This window comes from Streptomyces sp. NPDC001194, assembly GCF_042896985.1.
Lineage (GTDB): Bacteria > Actinomycetota > Actinomycetes > Streptomycetales > Streptomycetaceae > Streptomyces.
The window spans coordinates 16,277-33,355 of the sequence record NZ_JBIAXU010000006.1 but is presented as its reverse complement, the minus strand read 5'-3'; the positions used below and the strand labels follow the sequence as shown (position 1 = coordinate 33,355).

At 66.1% G+C, this 17,079-nt stretch carries 7 protein-coding genes and 3 pseudogenes; 6 read left to right on the top strand and 4 right to left on the bottom strand.

What is annotated here, in order from left to right:
* Positions 1–38: 38 nt before the first annotated feature.
* Both ACFY1T_RS15900 and ACFY1T_RS15895 read right to left on the bottom strand, forming a co-directional pair.
* A pseudogene (locus ACFY1T_RS15900) lies at positions 39–1,359 on the bottom strand (UDP-glucose dehydrogenase family protein).
* Between the two features lie 94 nt (positions 1,360–1,453).
* On the bottom strand, positions 1,454–1,873 hold the full coding sequence (locus ACFY1T_RS15895; protein ID WP_390788643.1) for a hypothetical protein: 420 nt from the start codon (positions 1,871–1,873) through the stop codon (positions 1,454–1,456).
* Between the two features lie 156 nt (positions 1,874–2,029).
* Here ACFY1T_RS15895 and ACFY1T_RS15890 point away from each other — a divergent pair, with 156 nt between their 5' ends.
* Positions 2,030–2,527 (top strand): YfbM family protein, encoded by a 498-nt coding sequence (locus ACFY1T_RS15890; protein WP_390788642.1) that lies wholly within the window; start codon positions 2,030–2,032, stop codon positions 2,525–2,527.
* Positions 2,528–3,220: 693 nt separating this feature from the next.
* Here the strand turns inward: ACFY1T_RS15890 and ACFY1T_RS15885 are convergent.
* Positions 3,221–3,490 (bottom strand): hypothetical protein, encoded by a 270-nt coding sequence (locus tag ACFY1T_RS15885; RefSeq protein ID WP_390788641.1) that lies wholly within the window; start codon positions 3,488–3,490, stop codon positions 3,221–3,223.
* A gap of 223 nt (positions 3,491–3,713) precedes the next feature.
* Here ACFY1T_RS15885 and ACFY1T_RS15880 point away from each other — a divergent pair, with 223 nt between their 5' ends.
* The 3 genes from ACFY1T_RS15880 (at position 3,714) to ACFY1T_RS15870 (ending at position 14,532) form a co-directional block, all read left to right on the top strand.
* The gene (locus ACFY1T_RS15880; protein WP_390788640.1) at positions 3,714–6,863 is read left to right on the top strand and encodes a LamG-like jellyroll fold domain-containing protein; all 3,150 of its coding nucleotides are present in this window, start codon (positions 3,714–3,716) and stop codon (positions 6,861–6,863) included.
* 182 nt (positions 6,864–7,045) lie between these two features.
* Entirely contained in the window at positions 7,046–13,966 is a 6,921-nt protein-coding gene (locus ACFY1T_RS15875; protein ID WP_390788639.1) for a nucleic acid/nucleotide deaminase domain-containing protein, read from the top strand.
* A gap of 80 nt (positions 13,967–14,046) precedes the next feature.
* Positions 14,047–14,532 (top strand): SUKH-4 family immunity protein, encoded by a 486-nt coding sequence (locus ACFY1T_RS15870; protein ID WP_390788638.1) that lies wholly within the window; start codon positions 14,047–14,049, stop codon positions 14,530–14,532.
* Between the two features lie 283 nt (positions 14,533–14,815).
* Here ACFY1T_RS15870 and ACFY1T_RS15865 read toward each other — a convergent pair.
* Positions 14,816–15,940, bottom strand: a pseudogene (locus ACFY1T_RS15865) (tyrosine-type recombinase/integrase); the annotation flags it as partial.
* On the opposite strand from ACFY1T_RS15865, the pseudogene ACFY1T_RS15860 reads away from it, so the two are divergent.
* Together ACFY1T_RS15860 and ACFY1T_RS15855 are read left to right on the top strand one after the other, a co-directional pair.
* A pseudogene (locus ACFY1T_RS15860) lies at positions 15,917–16,321 on the top strand (NUDIX domain-containing protein); the annotation flags it as partial. The pseudogenes ACFY1T_RS15865 and ACFY1T_RS15860 overlap by 24 nt on opposite strands.
* 130 nt (positions 16,322–16,451) lie before the next feature.
* Complete coding sequence (locus ACFY1T_RS15855) at positions 16,452–16,799, top strand: hypothetical protein (RefSeq protein ID WP_390788637.1); 348 nt, start codon at positions 16,452–16,454, stop codon at positions 16,797–16,799.
* Positions 16,800–17,079 lie beyond the last annotated feature (280 nt).

The following is a 17,079-nucleotide window of genomic DNA, read 5'->3' as shown; positions in this document are numbered from 1 at the left end:
CGGTGAGGTGGTGCAGGGCTGTAGCTCGGGCTGCGGCGCTACTTGTGGGGGCGTCCGAGCTGGTGGACGGTCCAGCCGGCCGTGCGCCAGGGCTCGGGGTCCAGGGTGGTGCGGCAGTCGACGAGCAGGGGGACGGCCGCGCGGCCTGCCAGGTCCTGGGAGTCTGCCTGGCCGTACTCGGGCCATTCGGTGGCAAGAACGACGAGGTCGGCTCCGTCGACGGACGCGGCGAGGTCGTCGGTGTAGTCGAGTTCGGGGTTGCGGGTCATGGTGGTGGCCACGGCCTGCGGGTCGTGAACGGTTACGGTGGCGCCGGTCTGCTGGAGGGCGTGGGCGTGGGCGAGCGCTGGGCTTTCGCGGACGTCGTTGGTGCCGGGCTTGAACGCGGCCCCCACACGGTGATCTTCGTGTTCCTGACGGGGCGGTCGCCGAGGGCGCCGCGGATGAGGTCCATGGCGACGTCGGTGCGGGACTCGTTGATCTCCTCGGCGGCGCGCAGGAGGGTTGCTGCCCGGTCGGCGCCGAGCTGGCGGGCGGAGGCGGTGAACGCGCGGACGTCCTTGGGCAGGCAGCCGCCGCCGTAGCCGATGCCCGGCCGCATCCCGCCGCTCCCGATCCGCGGGTCGATGCCGAGGATCTCCACGATCTGGGAGACATCGCGGCCCGCCGCGTCGCACATGTCGGCGACGGCGTTGATGTAGCTGATCTTCAGGCCGAGGAAGGTGTTCGCGGCACCCTTGGCGAGTTCGGCGGTCTGCGGGTCGGTGACGAACAGAGGGACACCGGCGTCCAGGATCGGGGCGTAGACGGCGCGGATCGCCTTCTCCGCTTCACGGTGGTGAGGCCGGCGATGAGCCGGTCGGGGCGCAGCGTGTCCTCGACGGCGTGTCCCTCACGGAGGAACTCCGGGTTCCAGACCACCTCCACCGCGGTGCCGGCGGGGGCGAGGCGCTGGGCGAGGGCGGTGACCTGGACGGTGGTGCCGACGGTGACCGTGCTCTTCCCGACGATCGTGCACGGACCGGTCAGGTGCGGGGCGAGCTGACGGATCGCTCCGAAGACCTGCCCGGTGTCGTAGGAGCGGCCGTCCGCGTCGATCGGCGTGCCGACACCGATGAAGTGCAGCTCGGCGAAGTCGGCCGCCTCGCGGATGTCGGTGTTGAACCGCAGGCGCCCGCTCGCGGTGTGGGCGGCGAGCAGCTCGGGGAGGCCGGTCTCGTAGATGGGGCACTGACCGGCGTTGAGCCGGTCGACCTTGGCCTGGTCGACGTCCACCCCAACGACCTCGTGGCCCAGCTCTGCCATTGCCGCGGCGTGCGGAATGCCGAGGTGTCCGCAGCCGATTACTGAAACGCGCATTCCTTGACTCTCATCCTGAAAGGGGCCCGTGCGGGGGCCGGGGAACGAGCCCAGAGGCTAGCGCCGTTCCCCGACCCCCTCTTTCACACGCTGGTCACGCGGGGTTCAGCATCCGCTCCAGAGCGCTGATCGCGTTGGCGGCGGTCTGCCGTACGACGACGTCGCCGTCCTGCGGGGCCTCCAGCGGGTAGTCGAACCAGGTTCCGTCCGGACGGGGGAATCCCTCCGGGTCGACGATGAACACCTTGAGGCCGGCCGCGCGGGCCCGCTTGGCCACCCACCGCCGGTCGGCGTGGAGCCCGATCACGACCAGCGCATTCGCTTCGGGGTGGAGGGTGAGGGGCGGGATCCGCTGGTCGTAGCGGCGCATGAACTGCTCCTCGAACCCGGCACGGGCGCCGAGCGCGTCGAAGTTGTTCGTGATGAACGGGCCGACCATGTGCCCGGCCTCCTCCATGCGCTTGAGCGCGTGCAGGGCCGGGGTGACCTCGGCGGTGAAGCACGCCCGGTACATGTCCGACAGCTCGCCGACCTTACGCCCGGCCAGCCTCCCCGGCTTTGAGGTACGGGGCCCGACCTCCTGCGGCGTCGACCCTGCCAGCTGGCCTTGCCGGACCCGTTGACCCTCTCCACGGTTGTCCTGTCAGTGTCTGTTCCTAGGGTGTGGGTCATGAGCATGATCGGGCGGTACCTCCGCCTCACCCGGAACGAATTCGAGCGCGCTTGCCAGAACCCGCACTGGGCGGCCGAGCACGCCCGCGCGCTGTACGACCGCGATGACGCGGCCGCCACCGCGCGTGTGCACGAGACCGACAAGGCGTGGCATGCCCTCGATTTCCTTTTGAACCGGCGTGGCTTCCCGGTGGACGTGGTCTACGGAGAGGCGGACATGCCATGGCCAGAGGGCGAAGACTGGGGCTACGGTCCGCCCCGGATCCTGACCGCGGACCGGGTGCGCGCCGCCGCCGACGCCCTGGAGAACCACACCCCAGACACCCTGACGGAAGGCGTCACCCCGGCAGATCTGGCTGTCGCGAACATCTACCCGACGGTCATCTGGGAGCGCGGCGAGGAGGCGGACTGGGTCGCAGCGCACTGGGCGGACCTCGCGAGGTTCCTGCGCGTGGCGGCCAGAGAGGGAGACGCGTTGCTCCTGTGGATTTCCTGAACCAGGCTGACCTGCCTTCTTCCTGCAGAGCGGTTCCGAGCATGCCGCCCACTACCACCGGAGCCTCCTCCACCGACAACGGAGCCCGCTCCCTTCCCCCGGCCTCGAAGCCGCGCTTAGGGAGTGCGAAGACGTCCGGACGCTCCACCCTTCCTCCGGCGCCGCCCCCGACCAGCCTGCGCACGCCGATGCGAAGGAGCAGCACCGACCGCTGGTAGGTCTCTGGAGCCGGAATGCCCGGAATGATACTAAGAGTCGCCGCTAGCGAGAATGTCACGAAAATCGTATGCCGCCATATTTGGGGTTCTGAGATGGATATCGCTCGCACTGGGTCCTTGAGTGGGAGATGCGCCACTAATGTCTTCGTCTCGCTTGAACGTGTGCTCTAATCTCGCCCTGTGAACAACTGGTAGGCGGGCGTTCCTCGATCGGGAGGCGGTTGTGCCTGGGGGTGTCGACCGTTGTGGTCTGTACTTGGCGTCATGCGCCCAGCTGATCATGTGTGACATCTAGAAGAGTATGTCTTCACCCTGAATGTATTTGGCAGACTGTTGCCTGGTATGGCCGTTGGTATGTGAATGGCATCCAATTGCGTGGGTGAGTAGACGGCTTGGCTTGGCGTGGGGACTGGGGAGTTATCCGCGTCGAATGAATATGGGGGATTATGTTTGTGATCAAGGGGCGGGGGCTTCGTCATGCCGTGGCGACCTCGCTCGGCATGGCAATGGTCTTGGGTGTCGTGTCGGCATATGCGCCGTCGGCCGCTGCGGCAGATGCTGCACCCAAGACGGAGAGCGAGCAGGCGCTCGCTGCGGCGAAGAAGTCGGGTAAGCCGGTTGAGGTGGTGGGCGAGCGAACCGATTCTTCGACCACCTTCGCGAACCCGGATGGGAAGTCTTTCCGCCTGGATACCTCAGCCGTTCCGGTCCGCGTCAAGGCAAAGGACGGGTCGGGCTGGGTCACCCCGGACGCGACGCTGGAGCTCCGCGCCGATGGATCGGTGGGGCCGAAGGCAGCTGTCGCCGGCATCAGCTTCTCCGGCGGGGGTGGGCAGAGCAGTCTGGTCACCATCGACCGCGGAGGGCGCTCGATGTCATGGGGCTGGCAGGGCGGGCCCCTGCCCAAGCCGGTTCTGGACGGGGACAGTGCCGTGTACCCGGAGGTGCTGCCTGGCGTGGATCTGAGGATGACGGCCACGCTCAAGGGCTTCCGCGAGGTGCTCGTGGTGAAGGCCCCTGACGCTGCGAAGAACCCGAAGCTCCAGCGCGTCGAGTTCGACCTCCAGTCGAAAGACGTCCAGCTCAACGCCGGCAACGACGGCGGCCTTGCCGCCACCGACGCCAACGGGAACCGGGTCTTCAAAGCGCCCCCGGCCCTGATGTGGGACTCCAAGGGCGTGCCCGCCCCACTCGCGCTGTCCCCGAAGGAGAAGGTCGCGGCAGCCAAGTCCGAAGGCGGCACCCTGCCGAAGGCGCCCGTGGGCGCCGAGCCGTCAGGAGACCCCGCGGACGGGCCGGCTCTTGGCTCGCAGGTCGCGAAGATGGCCGTCCACGTCGATGCCGACTCGCTGGCCGTCGTACCGGACACGGCCATCCTCAAGCAGAGCGATCCGGCGGTCTTCCCGCTCTACATCGACCCCTCCGTCGCCCTCGACGACGGCACCGAGCACACCGCGCTCCGCAACGACGGAGTGTCCCTCTGGAACTGGGACAACGGCGACGACGGCCTGGGCAAGGGCATGGGCAAGTGCGGATCCTGGAACGGCTACTACTGCGGTCCGGGCTACGTGCAGCGCCTCTACTTCGAGTTCTCGCCGAGCAAGCTCGTCGGCAAGGAAGTCCTGAACGCCCGCTTCCGAGTCACCGAGCCGTGGGCTTTCCAGTGCGACCTGCGCAACGTGTGGCTGGTCCGCATGGACGGAGAGATCGGCCCGTCGACGAACTGGGGCAACAAACCCAACTACGCAGACCTTATGGGAGACCGCTGGCTCTCCGCCGGTCGCGGATCACTGTGCGACCCGAACTCGCCCGCAGCACCCGTCGAATTCTCGGACAACCTTCCTGACGAGCCGGACGAGAACCTCACCCCCACCGTCCGCGACTTCGCCAACGGCCGGTACAACCGGCTGAACCTGGAACTGCGCGCGGAGGACGAGTCGGACACGGCCGCATGGAAGCGCTTCCGCAACGACGCGGTCCTGTCCGTCGACTACATCGGCAAACCCAACACCCCGATCTACGTCGCCCTGGTCACGGGCGCGGGGGAGATCTGCTCGAACGACGCAGCCAAGCCATCGATCGTCTCCGACCCGACGCCGGCGATGACCGCGATCACCGAGACGGTGTGGGGCGGCGAGCCCGGCGCCCAGCTGCGGATTCTCATGCAAACCGAGAAGAAGGAGACCAACGGCACCTGGACCCCGGTCAAGGCCAACGCGGCCGACGCCGACTACATCAGTCGGCCATCCCCGGGATTCGTGGGAGACAACGTCAAGGTCACCAGTGATCCGCCCGCCACGTTGACGGACGGCGCCCAGTACCGCTTCCGGACCTGGACCCGGTCGTACGCGGACGGCAACGAACGAACCAGCGCTCCCAGTGCGGACTGCTACTTCAAGGTCGACTCCAGTGCCCCCAAGGCCCCGACGGTCACCTTCGGAGCTCCGTACAGCCAGTGCACCAGCACCGCTTGCACAGCGGCCGGCAAGCCCGGCCAGGCGGGTCAGTTCACCTTCGCTCCAGCGAGCGGCGACACCGTCACAGCATTCCAGTACAAGCTGTCCACGGACACCACCTGGACCGAAATCGCCGGCTCGAACCCGACCGTCTCGATCACTCCGCCGCTGTCCGGGACAATGAAGCTGAGCGTGAAAGCCAAGGACGCCGTGGGCCGCTGGGGCGCGACGAAGATCGTCGACTTCGTGGTCAAGGAGGGCCCCAACCCGATCGGCTACTGGACCTTCGACGAAGCCTCCGGACAGGCCATCGACACCTCGACCACCGACCCGGCGCTCAGGAACAACCTCTATCTCGCCGCAGGAGCCCAGCGCCCCGCGGCCGGCCGACGGGGCTGGGTGCAGACGCCCGCCCCGCACGAGGACCGCGCGCTCCAGCTGACGAACGGCCAGTACGCGAACAGTGCCAAGCCGGCCTTCGACACACGTAGCTCCTTCACCGTGGCCGGCTGGGTCCGTCTGGACCGCACGGACGGCACCTTCTCGATGCTGAGCCAGAGCGGCAAGAACTTCAGCGGTGTCGCCATCACTGCCGCCGCCGGCCAGCCGTGGTCGATGCAGATGGCTACGAACGACACGGCGGGCGGTAACGGTGCGATCAGCCGGCTGAACGGTCTGAACCCCGCACAGGCCGGAGTGTGGACCCATGTCGCCGCCACGTACAACGAGTCCACCGACCTCGCGAAGCTGTACGTCAACGGACAGCTCCAGGGCCAGATGACCGTCACCAACCCCATCGCCTCCACCGGAGTCATGGCCATCGGAGCCGCCAAGCAGTCCGCCGCCTGGTCAGATCAGCTTCCAGGCCGGATTGACGAGGTCAAGGCCTGGCAGGACGAGAAGAGCGCCGAAGAGATCAAGCAGGACTCCAGTCTCATCGACCCGGCAACCGACAAGCCCTTCACCGATCTGGCCGGAGCCTGGAACCTCACCACGGCCGGTCCCGCCTACGCCGACACATCCGGTAACGGCCGCGCCCTGACCGTGACCACGGGTACGCCCGTCACGGGCGGCGCCCTGATCCTGAACGGCTCCAGCCAAGCGGCCACCGCCGCGGGTCCGGTCGTCGACGACACCGGCTCGTTCACCGTGACGGCCGAGGTAAACATCGACAACGCCCGTCTGATCGACAAGCCGATCGGCTACAGGGCGCAGGTCATCGGCCAGCGCACGGCCACCGGTTCATCTTGGGGTCTGTGGTTCGAGAAGGCCGGTACACACACTGAGCCCTCCGAACAAGACCCCAGCCAGGAGAAGACCGTCGTCGACGGCAGCTGGAATTTCGGCCGTCTCACAGCCGACGGCACCGGTACCTCGGTCAAGAGCGAGAGCCTGGCCACGCTCAACGCGGGCGTGCAGGTGACCGGTGTCCACAACGCCCAGGACGGCACGATCACCCTCTACATCCGCGAGGCCCGTCAGGCCCAGCCCAAGGCTTACACGGCCACCGTCGGCAGCGGCGAGCTCGCCGTCGGAAAGGGCTTCACCAACAGCGCGTGGGGCAGCTTCTTTCCCGGTGAGATCAAGGGCATGCGCCTGTGGTCCGGCGCCATGACGGACGGGCAGCAGGTATCGGACACCGTCTTCGGCACCACCAGCTGACAGCCAGAGAACACCCGTTTTGCCGTGGCCGCCCCGCTGAGGGCGGCCACGGCCCTCACGTACCCCTACACCTTGAGGAGCAGTCCGTGTCCGGCCGTTCACCAGGCGGAGGAATCCGCCACCGGCTGCCGCTGGCAGCCGCCCTGACGCTCGCCATCTTGGCGTCAGGGGCGCTCACACCCATGGCTACCGCCGCCGACCTACCCGGCGCCCCGAAGATGGCCAAGCACAAGGACGCCAAGGTCCACGCGGTCAACGCCCAGGGCGCCAAGGCCGCCCGCGAACTGGTTGCCAAGAACCAAGCCGAGAACAAGGCCCAGGCCGAGCGGGCACACAAGGAGGCCAAGGCGGCCTGGCCAAAGGCCGCCACTCTCGTTCAGGACTCCTCCGGCGCGCGGGCGGGCAACCGCCCACTGGTCGACGTGCGGTCCACCTCGCGCCCCAAGAGCCGTCTTCTGCTCCCGAGCGCTCCCGCCGGGCCGGTCGTGGCCGCGGATTCCGGATCGGGCGGGAAGTCCACCGTAAAGGTGCTCGACCAGAAGTCGTCGGAGCGTGCCGGTATCACCGGCGTGCTGTTCTCGGCCACCTCGCAAACGGGCGGGCCGGCGCAGGTCAGCATCGACTACGGCTCCTTCGCCTCCGCCGTCGGCGGCGGCTGGTCGAACCGCCTTGGCCTGGTCAGCCTGCCTTCGTGTGTGCTGACCACCCCTGAGAACGCGGAGTGCCGCAAGACCACCCCGCTGCCTTCGGCCAACAGTCTCAAGAACCACACCGTGACGGCCGACATCGCCTCGCTGCCCACTGGTGCGCCGAGCACGGGCAAAGCAGCCAAGGAGGCCAAGGCGCCGGCAGCCCAGCCCCCGGCCGTCTTCGCGCTGATGGCCTCGGACACCGGCTCCCCCAAGGGCGGAGGCGACCTCAAAGCGACCCCGCTCTCCGCCTCGTCCAGCTGGGAATCCGGCTCCTCCAGCGGTGCTTTCACCTGGTCCTACCCGGTGCCCTTGCCGCCGCCCGCGGCCGGCCCCGCACCCTCGCTCTCCTTCTCGTACAACACCGGCAGCATCGACGGCCGGACCGCCAACTCGAACAACCAGGGCTCGCAGGTCGGCGAGGGCTTCGATCTGACCTCCTCGTACGTCGAGCGCAAGTACGGGACCTGTGAGGACGACGGGCAGAAGGAGAAGTACGACCTCTGCTGGAAGTACGAGAACGCCTCCCTCGTCCTCAACGGGCAGGCCAGCGAACTCGTCAAGGACGACACCAGCGGCAAGTGGCGCCTGAAGAACGACGACGCCTCCCAGGTCACCTGGGGCACCGGCGCTGACAACGGTGACGCGAACGGTGAGTACTGGAAGGTGGTCACCGGCGACGGCACCACCTACACCTTCGGCCTGAACAAGCTCCCCGGCGCCGACACCCAGCGCACCAACTCCACCTGGACGGCGCCCGTCTTCGGGGACGACGCCGGCGAGCCCGGCTACACCAAGGGCGCCACCTTCGCCGACCGGTACGAGACCCAGGCGTGGCGCTGGAACCTGGACCTGATCCAGGACGTCCACGGCAACGCCGTCAGCTACTGGTACGCGGCCGAGACGAACAACTACGCCAAGACCGGGGACAAGACCAAGCTCCTTCCCTACACGCGCGGCGGGACCCTCTCCGAGATCCGCTACGGTCAGCGCGCCGACACGCTCTTCACCGCCAACGCCTCCCACAAGGTCACCTTCGACTACAAGGAACGCTGCTTCGCGGCGAACTGCGACACCCTGACCAGGGCGACCTCGACCAACTGGCCCGATGTCCCCTTCGACGGGATCTGTTCGGCGACAGAGGCAGACTGCCGATCGGCATCGCCTGCCTTCTTCACCCGCAAGCGCATGACCGCGATCAAGACGTTCGCGTGGTCCACCGCTCTCGAGCCCGACAATTACGCTCCCATCGACACGTTCGACCTCACACAGGAGTACCTGGACGCGGGTGATCTCGGTGACACGAGCGACCAGACCCTGGTGCTGAAGTCCATCAAGCGCACCGGCACCAACGGGGGCACGGTCGACGTCCCTCCGGTCGACTTCACCTACCGCATGCGCCCGAACCGGGTCGACGCCGACGGCGACAACATCGTGCCGCTGACCCGTCCCCGCATCAACACCATCACCTCCGAGACGGGTGCTATCACCACAGTCACCCTCTCCGCTCCGCAGTGCGTGCGAGGCACCACGATGCCGGCCGCCGAGGACGACAACGCACTGTCCTGCTACCCGGTGTACTGGCCGATCAACGGCGGCGACCCCGCCCTCGACTGGTTCCACAAGTACAACGTCACCGCCGTCACCATCGCCGACCCGGCCGGCCAGAACGACCTGGTGGAGAACTCGTACGAGTACGCGAACCCGGGCTGGCACTACAACGAGGACCCGCTGACCCCCGAGAAGCAGCGGACCTGGTCCGAATGGCGGGGCTACGGCAAGGTCACCTCGTACACCGGCGCAAGCGGCAAGATCCGTTCCAAGACGGTCAGCGTCTTCATGCAGGGCATGAACGGGGACAAGCGCAAGGGCACGAGCACCACCCGAACCGCAACGATCGCGGGGGTTCCGCTGGCCGGGCTGACGATCCCCGCCATCAACGACGACGGCCAGTACAGCGGCTTCCAGCGGCAGCAGATCACCTATGACGGTGCCACTGCGCTCTCCGCCTCCGTCACCGACCCGTGGAGCAAGGAGACCGCCAGCCAGCAGAAGTCGTACGCCAACACCAAGGCCTACTACGTCCGCCCGGCGACCAGCTACAGCCACACCTTCCTCACCGTCCCGGGTACCTGGCGCACCACCCGCACCGACAGCACCTACGACGACTACGGCATGCAGACGCAGACCTCGTCGGAGGGCGACACGGCCAAAACCGGTGACGAGACGTGCACACGTACCTGGTACGCCCGCAACGAAGGCATAGGCCTCACCAGCCTGACCTCGCGCACCCGCACCGTCGGCGCCCTCTGCTCCGTCACCGACGACAAGCTGTCCCTGCCCGCCACCTCGGCGACCCGCGGCGACGTACTCGCCGACACGGCCACGGTCTACGACGACAACAACGCCACCGCCTGGACCGCGAACCAGACACCGACCCTGGGCCTGGCCACCTGGACCGGCCGCGCGCAGTCCTACCCGGCGGCCAACGGCACAACGGACCGGGACCCGGCGGGCAGCGCAGGCTGGCAGACCGTCGGCAAGATCACGTACGACACGGCGACGGCCAAGCTCGGCCGGCCGCTGACCTCGACCGACGCGGCCGGCGACACCACGACGACCAGCTACACGCCGGCCGCAGCGGGCCCTCTGCAGGTCACCGTGTCGACCGCACCGAAGCTCGCCTCCAACGGCCAGCAGCACAAGTCGTACGCGTACATGGACCTGCGCGGTTCCGTCGTGCGCTCCATCGACGCCAACATGGCCTCGACCTACAACACCTACGACGGCCTCGGCCGCGCCACGGCGACCTGGCTCCCCAACCGGGCCCAGTCCCAGTCCCCGAACGTCAAGTACGACTATCTCCTCGCCCGCGGCAAGCAGCCATGGACCTCGGTGGGGACCCTGTCCGCAGACGGAACCTACAGGACCGTCTACACGATCGCCGACGCCCTGCTGCGCCCCCTCCAGACGCAGTCCCCGTCGCCGAACGGCGGCCGGATCCTGACCGACACGCGCTACGACTCGCGGGGTCTGGCCTACGAGTCGTACACCGACATCTGGGACAAGGACAAGGCGCCCGAGGGCACCTACGCCCGAGCCGAGTACGGCAGCACTCCCCTCCAGACCCAGACGGTCTTCGACGGACTCGGCCGTCCCGTCACCGCTTCGCTCCTCGTCTACGGGGTGCAGAAGCAGTCGACCACCACCAGCTACACCGGTGACTCGGTCGCGACGACGGCGGTCCAGGGCGGCACGGCGAGCCGCGCGATCGCCGATGCCCTCGGCAGGACGACGGAGACGCGCACCTACAGCGGCACCACGCCGAACGATCCCGCGTACGGGGGCACCGCGCCTGGCACGTCGTACACCAGCGTGAGCCAGACGTACATGAAGGACGGCAAGAAGGCCACGGCCACCGGCCCCGACAAGATGAAGTGGAGCTACGGCTACGACCTCTTCGGCCGGCCCATCAGCACCACGGATCCCGACAGCGGCAAGACGACCACGACCTACACGGTCCTGGACCAGATCGCGACCACCAAGGACGCACGCAACACGGTCCTTGAATACGGCTACGACGAACTCGGCCGCAAGACCGGCCTGTGGCAGTCACCCAAGTCCGACGCAAACAAACTCGCGGCGTGGACGTACGACAGCGTCCGCAAGGGCGCCGTGACCGACGCCATCCGCTACGAGGGCGGTCTCACCGGCAAGGCGTACACGAAGTCCGTCACCGCCTACGACACCCTGGGTCGCCCCACCACCACCCGACTCACCCTCCCCTCCGACGACCCCCTCGTCACCTCGGGCGCCATCGCGGCAACCACAGATGAGACGGCGAGCTACCGGCTCGACGGGACCCCGAACACGGTGGGAGCACCTGCTGCCGGCGGCCTGCCGTCCGAGATCGTGCAGGTCGACTACACCGACTTCGGGCTCCCCAAGGCCCTGTCGGGCAAGACTGGCTACGTCGAGGGTGTGTCCTACTCCCCGCTCGGCGACGTCGAGCAGCTGACCCTGACCCGCTCCGGAGCCGCAGGCGTCCGCAAGACGTTCATCGGCAACACCTACGAGGAAGGCACCCGGCGCCTGCTGCGGTCCACGGTCAACGACCAGACCCACAACGGCATGCTCCAAGACCTGACGTACAAGTACGACCAGGCCGGCAACGTCCTGTCGATCTTCGACGCGGCCCCGCTGAGCGGCTTCACCCAGGCCGACAACCAGTGCTTCTCCTACGACGGCCAGCGCCGTGTGACCGAAGCCTGGACCCCGAAGACCGCGGACTGCTCCACGGCCGGACGCACCACCGCCAACCTGGGCGGCGCGGCCCCGTACTGGAACAGCTACACCTACACCGCATCCGGCCAGCGGGCCACGGAGAAGACCAACACCGGCACCCCGCAGACCCGGACCTACTGCTACGACCAGGCCCGCCCGCACGCCCTGGCGGGCACCACCACCGGAGCCACCTGCACCGGGGTCACCCCGCAGTACACCTACGACGCGAGTGGAAACACCACCAAGCGCGTCGAAACCCCGGCCAGTGCCACCACGCAATCCCTGACCTGGGGACCGGAGGGCAAGCTCACCAAGCTCACCGAAGCCGCTGCAGCCACGCCGATCTCCACCGACTACATCTACGACGCGGACGGCCAGCTCCTCATCCGCCGTGACGCGGCCGGTGAAACGATCCTGTACACCGGCGCCACCGAGGTGCACCTCAAGAACGCCAAGAAGTGGGGAACCCGCTCCTACGCGCTCGCCGGCACCAAGGTCGCGGAACTAACCAACGAATCCGGCACCCCCCAGCTCTCCTTCGTGGCCGGCGACACCCACGGCACCTCCTCGCTTGCGGTATCTGCCGACGACACCCAGACGGTGTCGAAGCGATACACCACCCCGTTCGGGGCCGCACGCGGCCCGGCCCCCACGAGCTGGCCGGACGACAAGCGCTTCCTGGGCAAGCCGGAGGACACCAACACCAGCCTCACCCACATCGGGGCCCGCGAATACGACAGTAATCTCGGCCAGTTCGTCAGCGTCGACCCGATCCTGAGCCTCGACCAAGCGCAGTCTCTCAACGGCTACGCCTACGCCAACAACAACCCGATCACTTTCTCGGATCCCACGGGTCTTCGGCCTGACGGGGTGTGCGGCGGCAACACGAGCAGGTGCGTTCCCAGCGACTCCAAGAGCAACGAGAGCGTCGACTACCACGAGTCGTGGCAGTACACGGGTCGCAACGGCTGGAACTGGTCTTCATGGATCGTCGACAAGCGAGAGAAGAAGCGCAGGTTCGAAAACTTCAACCGCATCACATGGACCTACCTCAAGCCCCGCCAGCTGAAGCTGAACTGGACCACGGCCGCCGGAGCACTGCGAAACTCCGTCTCCACCCTTGACACGGTCACTCCGCTTGGTCTCTTCGGAGGCAACGTTAAGGCTTATGACTGGCTGGTGGGGAAGGCAGGTATTAATACAGAGGACCCGGAGTACGAAGACGGCGAATTGATCGCGGCGGGGTTCGGCATCCTGATCGGTGGCGCTGCTTCTGGTGAGGCAACTGCCGCCAAGGTCAAGTGTCATTCCTTCCTTCCGGGTACTGAAACCCTGATGGCGGATGGAACCAGCAAGAACATCGAAGACGTCAAGGTCGGCGATGTCGTTCTGGCTACGGACCCTGAAACCGGCGAGAACTACGAGAAGACAGTCCTCGACACGATCCGAACCGAAGACGACAAAGACTTCACCGACATCACTGTGGCCACGAAGGACGGCCCGTCCACCATCGTAGCGACGGACACCCACCCCTTCTGGGTCCCGGAACTGAAGGAATGGGTCGAAGCCGGCAACCTTCATCCGGGTGCCTGGCTCCAGACCAGCGCAGGCGTTCAGGTGCAGATCCTTGCACTCAAGCGCTACACCAAGCTCCAGCGCACACACGACCTGACCATCGACGACGTCCACACGTACTATGTGCTGGCGGGGGCCACTCCGGTCCTGGTCCACAATTGTGGCGGCCAGGTAGAATACGGTGGCAATGAACTCAGTCAGGCCGTCATACAGGAACGACTGAAGACGGGAAACAAATCTAATAACTTTGCGGCGGTGAGGTATACCGACGCAGACGGAGTTTCGCAGATTGCGGTCGCAGTCTCCTCCAAGGGTCTGGGCAACCATGCGGAGCGTAAATTGCTCAGACAGTACGGGGACTCGATCACTGAAGCCTATTCGGAATTTCAGCCGTGCACTGGGACGAATAAGTGCCGCAGTAGGCTAGCCGAGGCTGGCATACCAACGACTTGGACTTGGGGTTGGACTACCTCGGCCGAGGGTGCTGCCGCAAGGTCCGCCAAGGGTAAAGCGGTGACTTCGATGTTCAGGGATGCCCTATCGGGTAACTGGTAAGGTAGTTCCAATATTGTGGTTGGCCCGCCGCCCATCTGGGTGACGGGCCAACCGCGCAACTGCGAGAATGGAGGGTGCCCATGACTAACCACCACTATTCAATCGAATATGTCGCATGCGTGAGGAACTCCGCTGCGCGCGAGTACCTTTCTTCGATCGGACTTCCTGTCGAGCATGTCCTCTTTTCGGCTTCGGAAGCCGCTGGTGGTGGCGCCGAGAACGTTGAGGGCCGCGACCTTCTGAAATTGGGATCTGGAGGGGATGGTGATGACGCGTACTGCGTTGACTCCGAAACCGGAGAGGTGCTCTACCGCGGCAGCGATGATCCGTCTCTATTTTTTGTGAATTCATCACCGCAAAAGTTGTCTGAATGTCTGAGCGTATTTGAGGTTGAAACAGCTCGATCCGCAGGCGAAGACGATCCGGAAACGCTGGAAGAGCTTGCCGATCTACTGGGGAGGTCACTCGGAGAGATTGATCCGTTGGCCCTACAGGATGATCCAGGGTTTTGGCGTTCAATTCTTTTCGATGTGGCAATCGGCGACTACGTGGATAATGAATCGTGAACTCCTTAAGGTGGCGTAACTCGCACCCTTAGGTGACGGAGTTGACTGCTACCGCTGCCGCGCCAAAGGCGGCCTGTTATTTATTAATCTCGATGAAGTCATGACCTGCTGGAATATGCATGAGAATTTAGTTCAGACTCGCTATGGGATCGGTGTTCGAATAGCGGGAGAATGGTTACGCAGGTCAATTCACGATGGGTGTTCACCTGGCACAAGCTTGGGCCCCTCCGTGAGAATTCGGAGAGGCCCAAGTGGTCTTTGACGGCAGTAGTTGACGGCAACGTCAGCGGACAGGGGGCACGCATGACGGCGGGGTGTCACCGGTGTCAGGTTGGCTGGCGGTCTCGGAAGGGCCATGGAGAGTGCGGCCGAGGAGGTCGATGGCGTCGCGCTGGAGGCGGAGTCGGACGTGGGCGTAGACGGTGGCGGTGACGCCGATGTGGGCGTGTCCGAGGAGTTCCTTGATCACGACGAGTTCGACGCCCTGTTCCAGGAGCAGGGTGGCGGTCGAGTGGCGGAGGTCGTGGAAGCGGATGCGGCGGAGGCCGGCCTTGCGGAGGAGCGTGGTGAAGGCGCGGGTGAGGTTGGTCGGGTCGATCGGTCGGCCCTGCGCGGTGGTGAACGCGTGCCCGTCGTGCTGCCATGTGGTGCCCGAGGACTCCCGCTCGCGCTTCTGCTGCTCGTGGTGGAGCTTCAGCGACTGGACGCAGCGGGTGGGGAGGGCGATGCGGCGCTCGGAGGCCCGGGTCTTGGTGGGCAGCGTAGTGAGGCCGCCTGTGCTGGTGCGCTGCAGGGTTCGGCGGATTGGCGCGGTGCCGGCGTCGAGGTCGAGGTCCTCCCAGCGCAGGCCGAGGAGTTCGCCCTTGCGGAGTCCGGTGTGGAGGGCGAGTTCGAACAGCGCGTGCAACCGGTGACCTTCCGCGGCGGCAAGGAACTGGCGGGCTTCGCTGGCGGTGAGGGGTTCGAAGCGGCGGGGCCGTGGGGTGCCGGTACGGACGTTGCGGGCGACGTTGCGCGGGATCTCCTCTTCGCGGACGGCGTGCTCCAAGGCGGACTTGAGTACGGAATGGATGTAGGTCAGCGTCAGCGGAGAGAGCAGCTTGCGGCAGCACTGGCTGGCGGCGCAGCAGCGGGGCTCATCACGGCCCGCGTCGAGGCCGTGCGCGCAGCACTGGCATGTGGCACGCAGCTGGTTGAGCCAGGTGCGGACGTCCTTGGCAGAGAGCTTCGTGAGCTTCTTCTTGCCCAGGCCGGGGACGAGGTAGCGGTCGACGCAGGCGGTGTAGCGGGTGTGGGTGTTCTCGCGGAGGTGGTGGACGGCGACGTTCTCCAGCCAGTACGTCAGGTACGCGGCCACGCTGCCCTGCGCGGAGGGGACGGGGAGGCCGCGGTTGCTGGCGGCGACCTTGGCCGCATCCTCCTCCAGCGCCGCCGCGACAACGACCTGTGGGCGCTGCCCGGCGGAGGCATGGACCTCACCGACTCCCTGCCCGGCACAGCCGTCCGCGAGGTCAAGGAAGAGACCGGCCTCGACGTAGAGATCACCGGCCTGGTCGGCACCTACACCGACCCGAAACACATCATCGCCTACACCGACGGCGAAGTCCGCCGCCAGTTCAACGTCTGCTTCACCGCCCGCATCATCGGCGGCCGGCTGGAGATCTCCGACGAGTCCACCGAGCTCCGGTTCGTGCCGCCGAACGAGATCGAGCAGTTGCCGATGCACCACACCCAACGACTCAGGCTCCAGCACTTCCTGGAACAACGCGAGAAGCCGTACCTGGGCTGAACCGTCTGACGGCAGTAGCGACGGCAACAACCCCGCACAACCACGGACACCCACGCACGTCACCGGACCAGCAAACCGCACTTGACCTGCGAAAAAGCAGGTCGAAGGCTTCGCGTAGCACACGTACTATGTGCTGGCAGGGGCTACGCCGGTCCTGGTCCACAACTCGAATGGGCTGTGTGGTCCAAACCTGACCCGGGGTGAAAAGGTTGCTGCGGCTGAGGGTGTCGATGATCTCTCTCCGGCGCTACGTAAGAACCTCACCGGCTTCATGAAGAAGAGTCCGGGGGATGCCGAGATTCCGGAGATCATTCGACTTCCCGAGGGCGGTGCCGAGTTCAGCTACAAAGTTCCCGGAAGGGTGCCAGGATCGTTCGCAGTGTACAGGAAGCGAGTAAACTCCGAAGGGGTAACAGAATTGGCCTACAAGACGACATTCCTCCCTGATGGCAGCATCGCGCACATCAAGTTCAAGTAAGGATGCAGCTCTATGGAATCGGATCCCAGTAAGGCCCTGACCAGCCTGATTCGCTGGGAGTCATCGCTGGATGGCTTGATCGGTGAAGCCAACCAGTGTGATCGGATCGCGGGCCCTTCTGTTCACCTGGACCGTCCAGCCGTAAGGGATGTTCTGCGGCGATGCATTTCTGGAGACGTGGACGTTCTCGAATTGCCTCGATGGGCTGGTTCAGTTCACATGATGGAACGTGTTGAGATTGACGAGGTAGACGTTGATCTACTTTCTCAATTCCTCTTCG